This window comes from Novosphingobium sp. B1 (assembly GCF_900176395.1).
Taxonomy (GTDB): domain Bacteria; phylum Pseudomonadota; class Alphaproteobacteria; order Sphingomonadales; family Sphingomonadaceae; genus Novosphingobium.
Genome location: NZ_FWXL01000001.1, coordinates 277,501 through 293,071, shown reverse-complemented (window position 1 = coordinate 293,071; position 15,571 = coordinate 277,501). Strand labels below are relative to the sequence as shown.

The 15,571-nt window shown below is 63.6% G+C and carries 12 protein-coding genes and 2 tRNA genes; 7 read left to right on the top strand and 7 right to left on the bottom strand.

Annotated features, from left to right (window positions below; genetic code table 11):
• Positions 1–70: 70 nt before the first annotated feature.
• From B9A23_RS01385 to thyA, 5 genes are all read right to left on the bottom strand, one after another.
• Complete coding sequence (locus B9A23_RS01385) at positions 71–643, bottom strand: YdeI/OmpD-associated family protein (protein WP_084277470.1); 573 nt, start codon at positions 641–643, stop codon at positions 71–73.
• Positions 644–672: 29 nt separating this feature from the next.
• Positions 673–2,007 (bottom strand): dihydrolipoamide acetyltransferase family protein, encoded by a 1,335-nt coding sequence (locus tag B9A23_RS01380; protein WP_084276974.1) that lies wholly within the window; start codon positions 2,005–2,007, stop codon positions 673–675.
• Positions 2,008–2,012: 5 nt separating this feature from the next.
• Positions 2,013–3,068, bottom strand: a complete 1,056-nt coding sequence (locus B9A23_RS01375; protein ID WP_084276972.1) for an alpha-ketoacid dehydrogenase subunit beta — start codon at positions 3,066–3,068, stop codon at positions 2,013–2,015.
• Positions 3,065–4,363 carry a 3-methyl-2-oxobutanoate dehydrogenase (2-methylpropanoyl-transferring) subunit alpha gene (locus B9A23_RS01370; protein ID WP_084276970.1) on the bottom strand — a complete coding sequence of 433 codons (1,299 nt, stop codon included), beginning with the start codon at positions 4,361–4,363 and terminating at the stop codon, positions 3,065–3,067. Before B9A23_RS01370 ends, B9A23_RS01375 begins: the two co-directional genes overlap by 4 nt.
• 128 nt (positions 4,364–4,491) lie before the next feature.
• Positions 4,492–5,436 (bottom strand): thymidylate synthase, encoded by a 945-nt coding sequence (thyA, locus tag B9A23_RS01365; RefSeq protein WP_084277469.1) that lies wholly within the window; start codon positions 5,434–5,436, stop codon positions 4,492–4,494.
• 152 nt (positions 5,437–5,588) lie between these two features.
• Between thyA and B9A23_RS01360 the strand changes: the two genes are divergently transcribed.
• Positions 5,589–5,665, top strand: a tRNA-Pro gene (locus B9A23_RS01360).
• A gap of 202 nt (positions 5,666–5,867) precedes the next feature.
• The gene (locus B9A23_RS01355; protein WP_139797278.1) at positions 5,868–6,458 is read left to right on the top strand and encodes a hypothetical protein; all 591 of its coding nucleotides are present in this window, start codon (positions 5,868–5,870) and stop codon (positions 6,456–6,458) included.
• Between the two features lie 62 nt (positions 6,459–6,520).
• On the opposite strand, the gene recG is transcribed toward B9A23_RS01355, so the two are convergent.
• Positions 6,521–8,578: an ATP-dependent DNA helicase RecG gene (recG, locus tag B9A23_RS01350; RefSeq protein ID WP_084277468.1), complete on the bottom strand. Its 2,058-nt coding sequence runs from the start codon at positions 8,576–8,578 to the stop codon at positions 6,521–6,523.
• Positions 8,579–8,723: 145 nt separating this feature from the next.
• Here recG and B9A23_RS01345 point away from each other — a divergent pair, with 145 nt between their 5' ends.
• The 3 genes from B9A23_RS01345 to mfd all read left to right on the top strand — a co-directional run bounded on the left by B9A23_RS01345 (position 8,724) and on the right by mfd (position 13,042).
• Positions 8,724–9,110, top strand: coding sequence for a host attachment protein (locus B9A23_RS01345; RefSeq protein ID WP_084276966.1), 387 nt, complete (start codon positions 8,724–8,726; stop codon positions 9,108–9,110).
• A gap of 116 nt (positions 9,111–9,226) precedes the next feature.
• Positions 9,227–9,520 carry an FAD assembly factor SdhE gene (locus B9A23_RS01340; protein ID WP_084276964.1) on the top strand — a complete coding sequence of 98 codons (294 nt, stop codon included), beginning with the start codon at positions 9,227–9,229 and terminating at the stop codon, positions 9,518–9,520.
• A 27-nt stretch (positions 9,521–9,547) separates the two neighbouring features.
• Complete coding sequence (mfd, locus tag B9A23_RS01335) at positions 9,548–13,042, top strand: transcription-repair coupling factor (protein WP_084276962.1); 3,495 nt, start codon at positions 9,548–9,550, stop codon at positions 13,040–13,042.
• Here the strand turns inward: mfd and B9A23_RS01330 are convergent.
• Positions 13,039–14,319: a bifunctional diguanylate cyclase/phosphodiesterase gene (locus tag B9A23_RS01330; protein ID WP_084276960.1), complete on the bottom strand. Its 1,281-nt coding sequence runs from the start codon at positions 14,317–14,319 to the stop codon at positions 13,039–13,041. The two genes, mfd and B9A23_RS01330, sit on opposite strands and share 4 nt — an antisense overlap.
• Before the next feature lie 152 nt (positions 14,320–14,471).
• Here B9A23_RS01330 and B9A23_RS01325 point away from each other — a divergent pair, with 152 nt between their 5' ends.
• Positions 14,472–15,251, top strand: coding sequence for an NAD kinase (locus B9A23_RS01325; protein ID WP_176217832.1), 780 nt, complete (start codon positions 14,472–14,474; stop codon positions 15,249–15,251).
• Positions 15,252–15,331: 80 nt separating this feature from the next.
• Positions 15,332–15,406, top strand: a tRNA-Asn gene (locus B9A23_RS01320).
• Positions 15,407–15,571 lie beyond the last annotated feature (165 nt).

Here is a 15,571-nt window from a genome sequence, read left to right as displayed (position 1 = left end):
TTGCAGGCTGTCAACGCTCAACCACGTGCATTTGCGCCCGACCGGCATTTTCTTCGCGATCTCTTGGGCCTCAGCAATTCTGGTACTTCCAGTTGCGGCTCTTGCCCTCGCCAATCCATATGACCGCCTGCGCAACTCGCCTGTCTCGCGTGGGGTCGGTCTTTGCCTCGGCTATCCATTCGATGTACTCGCGGCGCTGCCCGGGAGGCATTGCGGAGAAGCGTTCGAGGTGGCCGGCGGCCTCGAGCGAGCTGCGCAAGGTCTCCGGTAGGTCGGGCACAGGTTTGGGGGAGGTTCGCGGCACCTTCGACCTTGGCGAGCTCAGCCGTGCGATGGCCGAGCGCACCCTTTCGATGACGATGGCCTCTTCGGGAAACTCATCGATCGAGGCAATCTTGCGGAAGGGTCCGGTCCCTCCCGCCCGCCCATCATTGTGGAAGAATATCGAGACATGCGCCTTGAACGCGGCCATGCCGGCGACGTTCTTCTTGCCGACCGTGAAGTGCGGCATGCCCCACTTGATCGCCTCAACGCAGTCTGGCGCCTCGCGATGGACAAGCGCGCGAAATCTCTCGAGGATCGGGCGCGCAAATGCCGGGGCGTTCGCGATATGCTGATCGATGCGCGGATCGGTTGTCGGCATGGGCACCTCCGATCCGCACATCTATCACATCAGTCGGCCAGCAGCAGCACCGGCGTTTCGATCAGCTTCTTGATTGCCTGAACGAAGCTGGCCGCGTCGTGGCCGTCGACCACGCGGTGGTCGCAGCTGATCGAGATGTTCATGAGCTTGCGCTTCTCGATCCGCTCGCCGCCCATCCCGTCCTGCACGAACATGGGACGCTCGATGATGCGGTTGGGGCCGATGATGGCGACTTCGGGGCGGTTGATCACCGGGGTTGTCGCGACGCCGCCAAGGGGGCCGAGGGAGGTAACGGTGAGCGTCGAACCCGACAGTTCCTCGGACTTGGCGCTACCGCTGCGGGCGGCCTCGGCAAGCCGGCCGATCTCGCGCGCCAACTGCCAGAGGTTGAGGCCCTGCGCATTGCGGATGACCGGAACCATGAGCCCGACCGGTGTCTGCGCAGCCATGCCGAGATGGACCGCGCCGTACCGCGTGACCACGCCTGCTTCGTCATCGTAGCGGGCATTGATCATCGGGAATCGCGGCAAGGTGCGGCAGATCGCGGTGATGAGGAGCGGCAGCATCGTCAGCTTTGGCTTGTCGCCACGGCTGGCGTTGAGCTGTTCGCGCATAACTTCCAGCGCCGTGACATCGCATTCCTCGACATAGGAGAAGTGCGGGATGTGGCGCTTGGACGCTGCCATGTTCTCGGCAATGCGCCGGCGCATGCCGATGACCTTGATCACCTCGTCGCCGCGCTCCGCGCCAGCCGAGCGATAGCCGCCGGTGGCGTTGTAGGCGAGGAACTGGTCAAGGTCGGCATGACGCACGCGGCCTTCCTCGGAAGGGCGCACTTCGGACAGGTCGATGCCGAGATCCCGCGCACGCTGGCGCACGGCGGGGCTGGCGAGGACCTTGGCGTCATACCCACGCCGGACTGGCTCCGCCGCCTGTGCCGGAGCAGCCTTGGAGGCTGCCGGTGGCGGTGGTGGAGGCGGCGGCGGCGGCGGTGCCGCAGCCTCGACCCGCGCCACGTCCGCAGCGTCGGGCGTCTCGGCTTCGATGCGCTCTTCAACAACCTCTGCCTTCGGGGCAGGCGCCGAAGCTGTCGCGGGAGCAGGTGCTTGCGCCTCTCCTTCCCCTTCGGTCTCGATCACGACCAGGGCCGAGCCGATCGCCACGACGTCACCGACTTCGCCGGCAATCGAGACGACCTTGCCCGCAACCGGGCTTTCCATCTCGACCGTGGCCTTGTCGGTCATCATGTCGGCAAGGCGGCCGTCTTCCTCGACCATGTCGCCCACAGCGACGTGCCAGGCAACGATCTCGGCCTCGGCGATGCCTTCACCAATATCGGGCAGGCGGAATGTGTAGGTTCCCATGGTGCTCAGGCTTTCGTCAGGCGGTCGATGGCCTCGCCGATGCGGACCGGGCCGGGGAAATAGGCCCACTCGAGGCTGTGGGGATAGGGGGTGTCAAAGCCGGTCACGCGTTCGATCGGGGCTTCAAGGTGGTAGAAGCAACGCTCCTGCACCAGCGCCGAGAGTTCGGCACCGAAGCCGGAGGTGCGCGTGGCCTCATGGACGATCAGGCATTTGCCGGTCTTTTCCACCGACTTTTCCACCGTCTCGATGTCGAGCGGAACCAACGTGCGCAGGTCGATGATCTCCGCGTCGACGCCCTTCTCGGCGCAGACAGCAGCAGCCACGTGGACCATCGTGCCATAGGCCAGCACGGTGAAGGCATTGCCGGGACGGACTATGCGCGCCTTGCCCAGCGGAATCGAGTAATAGCCTTCAGGCACTGCGCTGTCGGCGTGCTTCGACCACGGCTCGACCGGCTTGTCGTAGTAGCCGTTGAACGGACCATTATAGATGCGCTTGGGCTCGAAGAAGATCACTGGATCGTTGTCTTCGATTGCCGCAATCAGCAGGCCCTTGGCGTCATGCGGGTTGCTCGGCACGACCGTCTTCAGCCCAGCGACGTGGGTGAACATCGCCTCGGGGCTTTGGCTGTGGGTCTGGCCGCCGAAGATGCCGCCGCCAAAGGGCGAGCGAACCGTCATCGGTGCGATGAATTCCCCGGCCGAGCGGTAGCGCAGGCGTGCCGCTTCGGACACGAGCTGGTCCAGCCCCGGATAGATGTAGTCGGCAAACTGGATTTCGGGCACCGGGCGCAGGCCATAGGCACCCATGCCGACGGCAACGCCGATGATCCCGCATTCGCTGATCGGCGTGTCAAACACGCGGGTCTTGCCGTGCTTTTTCTGCAGGCCGGCAGTGGCGCGGAACACGCCGCCGAAGTAACCGACGTCCTCGCCCATCACGACGACGCTGGGATCGCGCTCCATCATGATGTCTAGCGCGTCGTTGATCGCCTCGATCATGTTGAGGCGACGGGTCGGGGCCTCGGCCAGGCTGACCGGCGATTCTTCGTAGGTCATGGCTGCTTCCCTTCCTCGGACCACTCTGGCCATTTCACCCGGCGCTCATGGATCGCCTGCTCGCTCTGCTCCTGAAGATGCCAGGGCAGATCCTCGAAGACGTCCTCGAACATGGTGTGGAAAGGGTGGTGCAAGCCGTGCCCGAGGATGCCGTTCTTTTCGGCCTCCTTGGTCGCGGCCTTGACCATGTCCATCAGCTCGCGGTCCATCGCTACGTGCTGCTCTTCGGACCACTCGCCAAGTGCAATGAGGTGCTGCTTGAGGCGATTGATCGGATCGCCCAGCGGCCATTCCTCACGCTCGTGCGCGGAGCGGTACTGGCCGGGATCGTCGGATGTCGAATGGCCTTCGGCGCGGTAGGTAAAATGCTCGATCAACGTAGGCCCGGCGTTGGATCGCGCACGGTCGGCAGCCCACTTGGTCGCCGCATAGACGGCCAGCGGATCGTTCCCGTCAACCCGCAGGCCGGCCATGCCATAGCCGATGGCGCGGGCAGCAAACGTCGTGCGCTCGGCCCCGGCAAAGCCCGAAAAGCTCGAAATCGCCCACTGGTTGTTCACGACATTGAAGATGACAGGGGCATTATAGACGGTTGCGAAGGTCATCGCCGAGTGGAAGTCGCCCTCGGCGGTCGAACCTTCGCCGATCCAGGTTGCGGCAATGCGCGTGTCGCCCTTGATCGCGCTGGCCATCGCCCAGCCCACCGCCTGCGGATACTGCGTGGCAAGATTGCCGCTGATCGTGAAGAAGGAAGCCTCTCGCGCCGAATACATGATCGGCAACTGCCGGCCCTTCAGCTTGTCTGCCCGGTTCGAGTAGATCTGGTTGATCATCTCGACGATCGGGTAGCCGCGCGAAATCAGGATGCCCTGCTGGCGATAGCTCGGGAAGACCATGTCATCGCTGGCAAGCGCCATTGCGGGGGCCACTGACGTCGCCTCCTCTCCGGTGCACTTCATGTAGAAGCTGGTCTTGCCCTGGCGCTGGCCGCGATACATGCGATCGTCAAACGCCCGGGTAAGCGCCATCGAGCGCAGCATTCGCCGCAACGTCTCGGCATCGAGCTTGGGATCCCAAGGGCCGACTGCGCGATGGTCGTCGCCGAGCACGCGCACCATGTCGAAGCAAAGCGCTTGCGTCTCAGCCGCTGCACACTGCTCGTCGGGGCGTGGCTGGGCACCGGCCTCGGGGATGGAAAGGTGGGAATAATCGACCTGGTCTCCGGGTCGGAACTTCGGTTCCGGCACATGGAGCGCAAGCGGTGGCATGTTGCCACGCGTGCTGCTGCCGCTCATCCTGCGAACGCCTGCATTTTAACTCTCCCGCATCGAATCACGCTTTGCAGATGCAAAAGCGAGACTAATGCAAAATTATAGACATGTGTTATTTTATTTCACACGCCTTTTCGAGTCAATCGCAGGTGTCAGACGGCAACGGGGGCGGAAAGATGGCCCTGCGGTGCATATCCGCTCACCTCGAAATCCTCGATCCGATATCCGAAGATCGTATCCGGTCGGCGCAGGATGGCAAGGCGCGGATCGCTTTGCGGTTCCCGGGAAAGCTGCGCTTCGACGAGATCAGCGTGATTGAGATAGAGGTGTGTATCGCCACCCATCCAGACCAGCTCGCCGGGCTGGAGATCGCACTGCTGGGCCAGAAGGCGGATGAACAGGGCTGCACCCCACAGGTTGAAGGGCAAGCCGAGCGCCACGTCGCAACTGCGCTGGTAGAGCAAGCCGTTCAGTCTGTTGCCGCTGACATGGAACTGATAGGTCTTGTGGCAAGGCGGCAACGCCATCTGGTCCAGTTCGGCCACGTTCCAGCCTTCGACAATGTGGCGGCGGCTGCCGGGGTTGGTGCGTAATGAGTGGACCACATCGGCAACCTGGTTGATGCCGTGGGGGCGCAGCCGGAACAGGCCTTGCCCTGCAGGCTCATGAACCGGCCAGTCAACCCACTGCTTTCCGTAGACGGGCCCGAGATCGCCCCATTGCGCCGCGAACTCTTCATCCTCAACGATACGCGCAGAGAAATCCTCGCGCGAAATGTCGTCGCCAGTTTCGCGGCGATAACGATCAAGCGGCCAATCAGTCCAGATCTGTACACCCTGTTCGCACAGGGAACGGATGTTGGTATCGCCTGTCAGAAACCAGAGGAACTCGCGCGTCGCGGTCTTCCAATAGACTCGCTTGGTGGTGAGCAACGGCATACGCCCATCTGCAAGGTCGAAGCGCATTTGCGCGCCGAACACCGAGCGGGTGCCGACGCCCGTCCTGTCCACACGCTCGTCCCCGCGCTCCCAGATCTCCCGCATGAGATCGAGGTATTGCCATTCGTAATGACGGTCGGACTCGGCGCTTTTTGACATGACCATGGTCTTAGCGAGCCATATCGCCGGGATCAAAAATGCAGCGAAGTTTCCTGCGAGAAAAAACTTGAGCCAACCCGCTTGCCAGCCTCGGAACTGCCTCGTATAGGGCGCCCCTGCCTCGCAGCCGGGTTACCGGTTTGCGGATCGGTCGGGGAATAGCTCAGCCTGGTAGAGCACTGTCTTCGGGAGGCAGGGGCCGGAGGTTCGAATCCTCTTTCCCCGACCATTTCATCCTTCGAGATGATCGAAAGGGCGGCCTTCGGGTCGCCCTTTTCGTTTACAGGCCTTGCTCGGCTCGTCGTCCGTGAGGCACAAGTCCTTCATTTCATCAGAAAAAGCTGCTCCGAAGGTCGCAACAAGCCTTCCGCAATGGAACGCGAATGGCGACCTTGCTGCTGTTATTCCGAAAACAGCACAGGAACATGCTTGTGAAAATGCGTCATCTTACCGCAGCCCTTCTCGTCGCAACTACCCCGTTCTCGATCGCAGCAAACGCACAAGAAGCGGCTGCGGACACCACCGCCACCGCATCGGCAACTGCTGCTACGCCAACCGTTGGTGCAACCGTCTACGACACGGCCGGCGCAGAGGTCGGCACCATCAAGAGCATCACCGCGCCGAACTTCGTGATCGACACGGGCAAGAATACGGCAACCCTGGCGCTGACGGCGCTGGGCACCGGTCCGAAGGGACCAGTCCTGGGCATGACCAAGGCAGAGCTTGACGCAGCTGCAGAAAAGGCCGGTGCCGCGGCCAAGGCCGACACGGCAGCAGCAATCGTTGCTGATGCGCCGGTCTATGCTTCGGACGGCACCACGCAGCTGGGCAAGGTGGCCGAGGTGACCGACACCGAATTCGTGCTGGATGCGGGCGCGGTGCGCGTCAAGCTGCCCAAGACTTCGGTGGCCAAGGGCGCTTCGGGCCTGATGATCGGCATGACGGCGGAAGCTTTCGCCGACGCGACCAAGAGCGCTGATCGCAGCGCCAGCGCGGCGGCCGCAAAGCCCGCCGGCAAGTAAGCTATCAGGGAGCGGGCGGCGCGTTTCCCCCCCTTTTTCGCGCCGCCCCATCCTTGCGTGGACTATCCGCCGCGCAACAGTTGAACGCCCCAATCGCGTTCGAACAGATAGAGCAGAACGCGGGCGGCTTCCCCCCTTGGCGATGACAAGCCGCCATCGCGCTCCATGAGCAGGCGCGCATCATCATAAGCCAGGGGCAAGAGCCGGGCGATCTGTTCGAAGTCGGCAACCTTGAACGGCGTGTCGCCTGACTGCCTCGTGCCGAGCAGTTCGCCGCCACCGCGCAGGCGCAAGTCTTCCTCGGCCAGCCTGAACCCGTCCTGCGTTTCACGCATCAGCGCCATGCGCTCGCGTCCGGTTTCGGACAGCGCCTCGCCGCGCAGCAACAGGCATGTCGATTGCTGGCTCCCCCGCCCCACGCGTCCACGCAACTGGTGCAACTGGGCAAGCCCAAAGCGCTCTGCCTGCTCGATGACCATCAGCGTCGCGTTGGGCACATCTACGCCAACCTCGATCACGGTCGTTGCCACCAGCAATTGCGCCTCGCCGCGAGCGAAGCGTTCCATGCCGGCGTCCTTCACCTCCGGGCGCAACTGCCCGTGGACCATGACGACGGTGTCGCCAAACCGCTCCTTCAAGGCTGCATAGCGCGCTTCGGCGGCGGCAATGTCCTCGGTCTCGAGCTCGCGAACCATCGGGCAGACCCAATAGGCCTGTGCCCCCTTGGCAATATGCCGCGCGACACCTTCCACGACGTCGGCAAGACGCTCGGTCGAAATGACCCGCGTGTCGATCGCCTGACGGCCGGGCGGCATTTCATCCAGCCGCGAGACGTCCATTTCGCCATACTGCGCGAGGGTCAGCGTGCGGGGAATCGGCGTTGCCGTCATGGCGAGGCAGTGCGGCGTGCGCCGCGCCTTCTGTGTGAGCATCAGGCGCTGGCCGACGCCGAAGCGGTGCTGCTCGTCGATCACCACCAGCGCAAGATTGCGATAGGCGACCGCCTCCTGGAAGATTGCATGGGTACCGACGCAGATGTCGATCGAACCGTCGACGAGCCCCATCAGGATCGACTCGCGGGCCTTGCCCTTGTCCCGTCCGGTCAGGAGGGCGATGTTCACGCCGGTGCCCGATGCCATCCGCGTGAGCGTTTCGAAGTGCTGGCGCGCCAGAATCTCGGTTGGTGCGAGCAGTGCGGCCTGACCGCCCGCCTCGACCGCGATCAGCATGGCGTTGAGCGCGACCGCAGTCTTTCCTGAACCGACGTCGCCCTGCAGCAGCCGCAGCATCGGCGCACCCTGCGCCATATCGCTCTCGATTTCGTTGATCGAGCGCTTCTGCGCGCCGGTCAGTTCGAACGGCAGCTTGAGCTTTGCCCGCAAGCGCCCGTCACCATGAAGCGGCGTGCCTTTCTTGGCGCGATTGCTCTCGCGCACCAGCATCAGCGCGAGGCTGTTGGCCAACAGCTCGTCATAGGCCAGCCGATCCTTTGCCAGCTTGTCCTGCGCCTTGTGCGCTGCAGGCAGGGCCGCGTCCCATGCCGGCCAATCCATCTGCGCGAGGAGGCCAGGTTCGATCCATTCAGGCAGCTGGGGCAGATGCGCAAGCGACTGCGAGACAAGCGCCTGCACCCGGCCCTGAGTCAGCCCTTCGGACAACGGATAGACCGGCTCGTTCAACTGGCCGAGCATGCCGGCACTGTCTTCGCTGATGTGATCCGGGTGAACGATCTGCCAGCTCTGCCCGAACTGGTCGAGACGACCCGCAACCCATCTCCTTTCCCCCAAGGGCAACTGCTTCTTGGCGGTGTAGGACGCGCGGCCGAAATAGGTCAGCGCGACGTAGTTCCCGGCGGCATCCTCGGCCATGACCCGAAAAGGCCCCCGTCCCGCAGGCTGGCGGTAGTCGCGCACCGTAAGGGGCAGTACGATCTGTTCGCCCACCCCCGCCTCGTCGAGGTTTGCGACCGCGCGCCGCAGGACCCAGCGGTCCGGCAGGTGATAGGCTATGTCCTTCACGCGCGTGAGACCCAATTTCTCAAGGGGCCGCGCAAGACCGGGGCCGACGCCCTTGAGGCTCGAACTTTCGGCAAAGAGCGGATTGAGAAGGTCGGGACGCATGGTCCGCAGGACATAGGGCGCAACGCCCGCATTCGCCAATGCCGTCGCCTGCGAAATTCACGACCAATTTTGACCCAGCGCATGGTTGCCCGGGATCCGCAGTGCTTCAGCATGTCGGCAGACAATAGGAACAGGAGCGCAATTGATGCTGATTCCCCATGGAACCGTCGTTGCCATCGTCGATGGCAAGGGTTGGGAACTGTACCGCAACGCCGGCACCGAAGCGGCGCCCGAGCTTGCCACGGTAAGCTTGCCCGCCCTGGTCGAACACAACCACTCCAGCGGCGGCAGCCACGCATCGCCCCACCAGCAAGACGAAACCGCGCATTGCGCAGCAATCGCTGACTGGATCAACCGGCAAGTACAGGCCCACAAGATCGCGCAGTTGATCGTGATTGCGCCACCGCGAACTCTTGGGGAATTGCGCCATCAGTTTGCAAGAGCGACCGAACAGGTCCTGATCAAGGAACTGGCAAAGGACATGGTTGGCCGCCAACCGAAAGAAATCGTCGCCGCGCTGCGGGACAAGTAACGCGCGCGGACAAGCGATGGGGCACTCCGGCGCAGGGGAAGGACGAGCGTCGGGGTGCCCTTTTGCATGGGCGCTCTCCCCTTGTTTCACCAGGCCGATCGGCCTAACGGCAAGGCATGACCCAGCAGTCTTCGCAAACCGGCGCAATTGCCCCGGAAAGCCTTCGCCGTCTCCACTTCCGTGCCTGGCATCGCGGCACGCGCGAAGCGGACTACATGATTGGCTGCTACTTCGATCGCTACCACGCCGCGTGGGACGCAGCGCAGGTTGCCTGGTTCGAAGACCTGATCGAGGAAGATGACGTCGAGATCATGGCATGGGCACTGGGCACGCAGCCTGTGCCAGAGAAGTATGCTGGCGCGATGATGGACGCCATGCGCAAGCTCGATTACGTCGAAATCCCGCGCTGATTTTGCTCGTCGCGCGTTAAGCCTGCCATGTCCAACCTGACCCGCATCCTCTCGGCAAATACGCCACTTACGCTCTCGTCCGTTGCGCGTGGCGCGCAGCCGCTTGTTCTGGCCGACCTTGCCCGTGCGGCCAAGGGCCGTGCCGTGTTCATCGCGCCCGACGAGGCGGCGATGCGCGCCATCGTCGAGAGTGCTGCGTTCTTTGCGCCGGACCTTGAGGTCATCGACTTTCCGGCTTGGGATTGCCTGCCGTTCGACCGTGCATCGCCGGCACTGTCGGTCAGCGCCCGACGGCTTGCCGCGCTCCAGCGACTCCAGCGCAAGCGCAGCGGCCCACAACTTCTGGTCACGACGATCAATGCCGCGCTGCAACGCGTCCTGACGCCGTTCCGTATCCGCGAATCCACGCGCCTGCTGGCGCCGGGCACCGAGATCGGCCGGGAAAGCCTGATCGCCCTGCTCCAGCGCCAGGGCTATTCGCGCACCGACACCGTCGTCGACGCAGGCGAATATGCAGTGCGAGGATCTGTCTTCGACATCTACCCGTCGGGCCTAGACCACGGCCTGCGGCTGGATTTCTTCGGCGACGAGCTTGAAACCCTGCGCCTGTTCGATCCGAACACGCAGCGATCGGTGCAGGCGGTCGAAAGCCACTTGCTGCTGCCGGCCAGCGAAGCGCTGCTCGACGACGACAGCATCAAGCGCTTCCGCAGCCGCTACCGTGAGATGTTCGGTGCCAACGCCACCGGCGATCCGCTTTATCAGGCGATCACCGATGGCCGCCGCCTGGCCGGCATGGAGCACTGGCTCCCGCTGTTCGAGGACCGTTTGGTAACGCTGTTCGATCACCTGGGCGATGGCGACCTGGTCCTGATCGACACGACCGCGATCAAGGCTGCCGAACAGCGCATCGACGACATTGCCGACTACCATCAGTCGCGCCTCGATTCCTCTTCCAAGGCTCCCGGCAGCTATCGTCCGCTTGCGGAAAACGCCCTTTATCTTTCGCGCGACGAGCTTGACCGGGCGCTGGCTGGCTGGCCGGTGCATCGCACCACGATCTTTGCCGAACCGGAATCGAAGCAGGTCGTCGATTTCGGATTCACTTCAAGTCACGATTTCACGCCGGAGCGCGCCGCTGCGACTTCGGGCGGTACCAACATCTACGAAGCGGCAGCGAAGTACATTTCGGCGTTGGGAACGCGTGGCAAGAAGCCGATCATCGCGGCCTATACCACCGGTTCGCGCTCGCGCCTTGCCTCGTTGCTGGCCGAAGCCGGCAAGTTCACGCCCCAGATGGCCGAGACCTGGCAGGAAGCGCTGGGCCTTGCAGCTTCGGGCAAGCCTGCAGCGATCGTTCTCCCGCTCGAACAGGGCTTTGCCAACGACGATCTGGAACTGTTGACCGAGCAGGACATCCTTGGCGACCGCCTTGTCCGCCGCAAAAAGAAGCGCAAGGACGCCGACGCGTTCCTTGCCGAGCTGTCCGCGCTTACCCCCGGCGATCTTGTGGTCCACATGGACCACGGCATCGGGCGTTACCTCGGCCTCGAGGCCATCGGCGTCGGCGATTCGCCGCACGACTGCGTCCAGCTTGAATATTCGGGCGGCGACAAGCTCTACATCCCGGTCGAGAACCTCGATGTCCTCTCGCGCTATGGCTCGGACGCCGATGGCGTTGCGCTCGACAAGCTGGGCGGCGAGGCCTGGCAGCGGCGCAAGGCGCGCATGCGCGAGCGCATTCTCGAGATGGCTGGGCACCTGATGGCTACCGCCGCCCAGCGAGCGCTGCGCCAGGGGACTGTCCTGCCCGTCGATCCTGCAAGTTACGGTCCCTTCGTCGACCGTTTCCCCTGGGACGAGACCGAGGATCAGGAACGCGCGATCGGCGACGTGCTGGGCGACATGGCCGAGGGCAAGCCGATGGATCGCCTTGTCTGCGGCGACGTCGGCTTCGGCAAGACCGAGGTTGCCTTGCGCGCCGCCTTCGTCGCGGCGATGCAGGGGGTGCAGGTGGCAGTCATCGCACCGACCACATTGCTGGCGCGACAGCACTATTCAAACTTCGTCGAACGCTTCAACGGCTTCCCGCTGGAGATCGGTCGCCTCTCACGCCTTGTGCCGACCAAGGAAGCTGCCGAAACCAAGGCGGGGCTGGCCAGCGGCAAGGTCGATATCGTCATCGGCACGCACGCACTCCTGTCCAAGTCGGTCGAGTTCAAGCGACTTGGCCTCGTCATCGTCGACGAGGAGCAGCGCTTTGGCGTGACGCACAAGGAGAAGCTCAAGGAACTGAAGGCGGACGTTCACGTCCTCACGCTCACGGCCACGCCGATCCCGCGCACGCTCCAGATGGCAATGTCGGGCCTGCGCGAACTGTCCACCATCCAGACCCCGCCGGTCGATCGCCTTGCCGTGCGCACTTACGTGATGCCGTGGGACGACATGGTCATGCGCGAGGCCCTGCTGCGCGAACACCAGCGCGGCGGACAAAGCTTCATCGTCGTGCCGCGCATTGCCGACATGCCCGGGTTGGAAGACTGGCTGCGCCTCAACGTGCCCGAGGTACGCTTCGTGACAGCGCATGGCCAGATGAGCCCCACAGAGGTCGAGGACCGCATGGGCGCGTTCTACGAGAAGAAATACGAGGTCCTGCTATCGACGACAATTGTCGAAAGCGGCATCGACATTCCTTCGGCCAATACCATCGTGATCCACCGCGCCGACCGCTTCGGCCTTGCCCAGCTTTACCAGCTGCGCGGTCGGGTTGGACGCGGCAAGATCCGCGCATACGCCTATCTGACGGTGGCAGAGGACATGGCCCTGTCGGAAGTTGCAGAAAAGCGCCTCAAGGTCCTTGGCGATCTCGACAGCCTGGGCGCAGGTTTCCAGCTTGCCAGCCATGACCTCGACATTCGCGGGGCAGGAAACCTCCTGGGCGACGAACAGTCGGGCCACATCAAGGAAGTCGGCTTCGAACTCTATCAGTCGATGCTCGAGGACGCGATCCTTGCTGCCAAGGCCGGCGACATCGGCCTCGCACGCGAACGCGAGGCGCTGAGCCCCCAGATCACGCTCGACGCGCCGATCATGATCCCCGAGGACTACGTTCCAGACCTCGCCGTGCGCATGGCGCTTTACCGCCGCATGAACGATGCCGAGGGGCCCGACGCCGTCGAAGCGCTCGCCGCCGAGATGATCGACCGTTTCGGCCCCCTGCCCGGCCCGACGCAGAACCTGCTGCGCCTGATCGAGGTCAAGCGGCAGGCAATCGCTGCCAACATCGCCAAGATCGACGTCGGCCCCAAGGGAGCGCTGGTCAGTTTCCACAAGGATACCTTCCCGGACCCGGTCGGCCTTATCGGATACGTCGAACGGTTGAATGGTGTTGCCAAGCTGCGCCCAGACAACAAGCTGGTGATCACGCGCGCGTGGGGCACGGCGGAAGGACGGCTCAACGGCCTCGTGCAACTGACCAAGGGTCTGGCGGCAATCGTGAAGCGAGCGAAAAAGGCGGCCTAGAGAAGAGCGGTCACCTGTGCGGCGCCGATCGGACCCGACCGGAGGAAGCCTTGGAAGGTGTCGCATCCTTCCTCTTGCAGCACGGCAAGCTGGCTTTCGCGCTCGACCCCCTCGCACACGACCTTGAGGCTCAGGGCCCGCGCCATCGCGACAATGGCGGTAAGGATGGCCCGATCGCGCATGTCGCTGTCTGCCTCGTGCAGGAGCGAGGCATCGAGCTTGATCGTATCGAGCGGCAGGGCCTTGAGCGTCCGGAAGTTCGCATAACCTGTGCCGAAATCGTCGAGGGCTATGCGCACTCCGTCGGCCGCAAGTTCGGCCAGCGCCTCAGCCGAGCGGGCGAAATCGGAGACAAGCGCGTGTTCGGTGACTTCCAGCGTCAATCGGTGCGGGCGGAAGCCGGAACTGGCCAGCAGCGCTCGAAAGTCCGCCGCGAACGCGTCGTTCGCAAGATCCTCGGCGGTCACGTTCAGCGAGACCGCAAGATCAGGCCAGTCCCTCGCCAGGGACAGCGCCTTGGCGGCAATGTGCCGCGAGAGCTGCGCCACGTGATCGCCGCGTTCGGCGATCGCGAACAGCGTCTCGGCGCCCATCCTTCCGAGTTGGGGATGATCCCACCGGGCGAGCGCCTCGACGCCGGTAAGTCTACCGTCGTCCACCCGATATTGCGGCTGGAAGACGATTCCGATCTCGTCGCGCGCCATCGCGCCAATAAGATCTGCCTCGAGACGCGCGGCGCTTCGCCCGCGTGCACGATGCGTCCCGTCCGCCCAGATGATCCGGCGTCCAGCCTGCTGCTGCAGCGACTCCAGCGCCTGGTCGAGCCTGTCGATCAGCGCGGTGCCGGTCTCCCCGGGCATTCCGCGCAGCAAGGCGGCGCGAGGGGCAAGATGCAGGACATCGCCGCGCATCGGCAGGCTGCGCGAAATACGCCGGACCAGCGCTTCGGCAAGCCACTGCCAACGCTCACGGCTGATCGTGCTATCGCAAGCCACAAGAAATTCGCCGCCCCCGACGCGTGCCACCAGCGATTCGCCGCCCAGTTCATCGTCCGCGAAGCCAGCAATGCGCCGCGCTATCTCTGCCAGCGCCAGATCGCCACCGGACTGACCGTAGGCGAGATTGACAGATCGGAGGCGATGAAAGCCCAGCAGCATGGCATGGACAAAACCGTGCTCGTGCCGTGCCAGCCAGTTACGCGCGGTGGCCATTCCGGGCAGTCCGGTCAGGGCATCCCTCTCGGATTCAGCGACTGTCGATGGCGTAGGGTTGCGCATCCGATCTCGGTAGCATTGCATTATTGCCAAAGCGTTCCCGCGATGGGGCGGCAGACAAGGCCCCTCGCTTTTGTGCATTGCGCACAAGTGCACAGGTCCATATCTCCCCAATCACATCTAGTGCAGCACGTGATCGGGGCCTGAACAGAACAATGCCGGAATTTGCCCGTCTCGCCCTGCTCGCCTCTCCCAGCGAACGCGCGCAGGAGGCATGCGAAGCTCTCAGCAGCACCCGCGATTGGGTCAGGCTTGAAGAGGCTGACGCCGCCGTCGTGATCGGCGGCGACGGATTCATGCTGCAAACGCTGCATACCATGCTCGATATCGATCACGTCGTGCCAGCCTTCGGCCTGAACCTCGGCACCGTCGGCTTCCTGATGAACAAGTATCGGTCGAGCCGGAGCATCGAGGACCGTCTGGCAAAGGCGACCGAGATCACCGTTTCGCCGCTGCGCATGACGGCTGTAACGAATTCCGGCGAAGAGCACTCCGTTTGCGCCATCAATGAAGTATCGATCCTGCGCGAGACGCGGCAGACCGCCAAGCTGGAGGTCAGCGTCAACGGCAAGGTGCGCATGCCCGAGCTCGCCTGCGACGGCGTGCTGGTGGCAACGCCAGCCGGTTCGACGGCCTACAACCTGTCTGCCAACGGGCCGATACTGCCGCTGTCCTCGAACATGCTCGCGCTCACCCCGATCAGCCCGTTCCGCCCCCGCCGCTGGCGCGGAGCGATACTGCCCGACACTTATGAAATCGTGTTCAAGGCCCTCGAATCAGTGAAGCGGCCGGTTCTGGTGGTGGCAGACCAGAAGGAGGTGCGCGATGTGCGCGAAGTGCGCGTGAAGGTCTGGCCCGAACATCGCCTGACGCTGATGTTCGACCGCGGACAGAGCCTTGAGGACCGCATCTTTGCCGAGCAATTCATGGTGTGAATAAAAATCTCGAAACAGGTGCTTGCCAAACCGGAAACGCCTGTTATTAGCGCGCTCCTGCCCCGGGGAACTGGGGCTGCTCCCTGATAGCTCAGCGGTAGAGCTCTCGACTGTTAATCGAGCGGCCGTAGGTTCGAATCCTACTCAGGGAGCCACTTTCTTCTTAAAGAACAAAGACCTGATTTCCTGCGCGGCATGTCGCGACAGGCCCGATCGGCGTCGTCGCTGCAGCACCGCGACCATTGCAACATCGATAATTTCCGTCGGGCGTCAGGACGCGTGAGCGTCGCGTCGCTCTGTGTCCGGGATCGGTCTTTCAG

Bases quoted from the DNA above. Each gene is read 5' to 3' on its own strand.
- B9A23_RS01375 (WP_084276972.1), bottom strand. From the start codon at position 3,068: ATGACCTACGAAGAATCGCCGGTCAGCCTGGCCGAGGCCCCGACCCGT.
- B9A23_RS01370 (WP_084276970.1), bottom strand. From the start codon at position 4,363: ATGAGCGGCAGCAGCACGCGTGGCAACATGCCACCGCTTGCGCTCCAT.
- B9A23_RS01380 (WP_084276974.1), bottom strand. From the start codon at position 2,007: ATGGGAACCTACACATTCCGCCTGCCCGATATTGGTGAAGGCATCGCC.
- B9A23_RS01340 (WP_084276964.1), top strand. From the start codon at position 9,227: ATGACCCAGCAGTCTTCGCAAACCGGCGCAATTGCCCCGGAAAGCCTT.
- B9A23_RS01345 (WP_084276966.1), top strand. From the start codon at position 8,724: ATGCTGATTCCCCATGGAACCGTCGTTGCCATCGTCGATGGCAAGGGT.
- B9A23_RS01325 (WP_176217832.1), top strand. From the start codon at position 14,472: ATGCCGGAATTTGCCCGTCTCGCCCTGCTCGCCTCTCCCAGCGAACGC.
- recG (WP_084277468.1), bottom strand. From the start codon at position 8,578: ATGCGTCCCGACCTTCTCAATCCGCTCTTTGCCGAAAGTTCGAGCCTC.
- mfd (WP_084276962.1), top strand. From the start codon at position 9,548: ATGTCCAACCTGACCCGCATCCTCTCGGCAAATACGCCACTTACGCTC.
- B9A23_RS01330 (WP_084276960.1), bottom strand. From the start codon at position 14,319: ATGCGCAACCCTACGCCATCGACAGTCGCTGAATCCGAGAGGGATGCC.
- B9A23_RS01385 (WP_084277470.1), bottom strand. From the start codon at position 643: ATGCCGACAACCGATCCGCGCATCGATCAGCATATCGCGAACGCCCCG.
- thyA (WP_084277469.1), bottom strand. From the start codon at position 5,436: ATGTCAAAAAGCGCCGAGTCCGACCGTCATTACGAATGGCAATACCTC.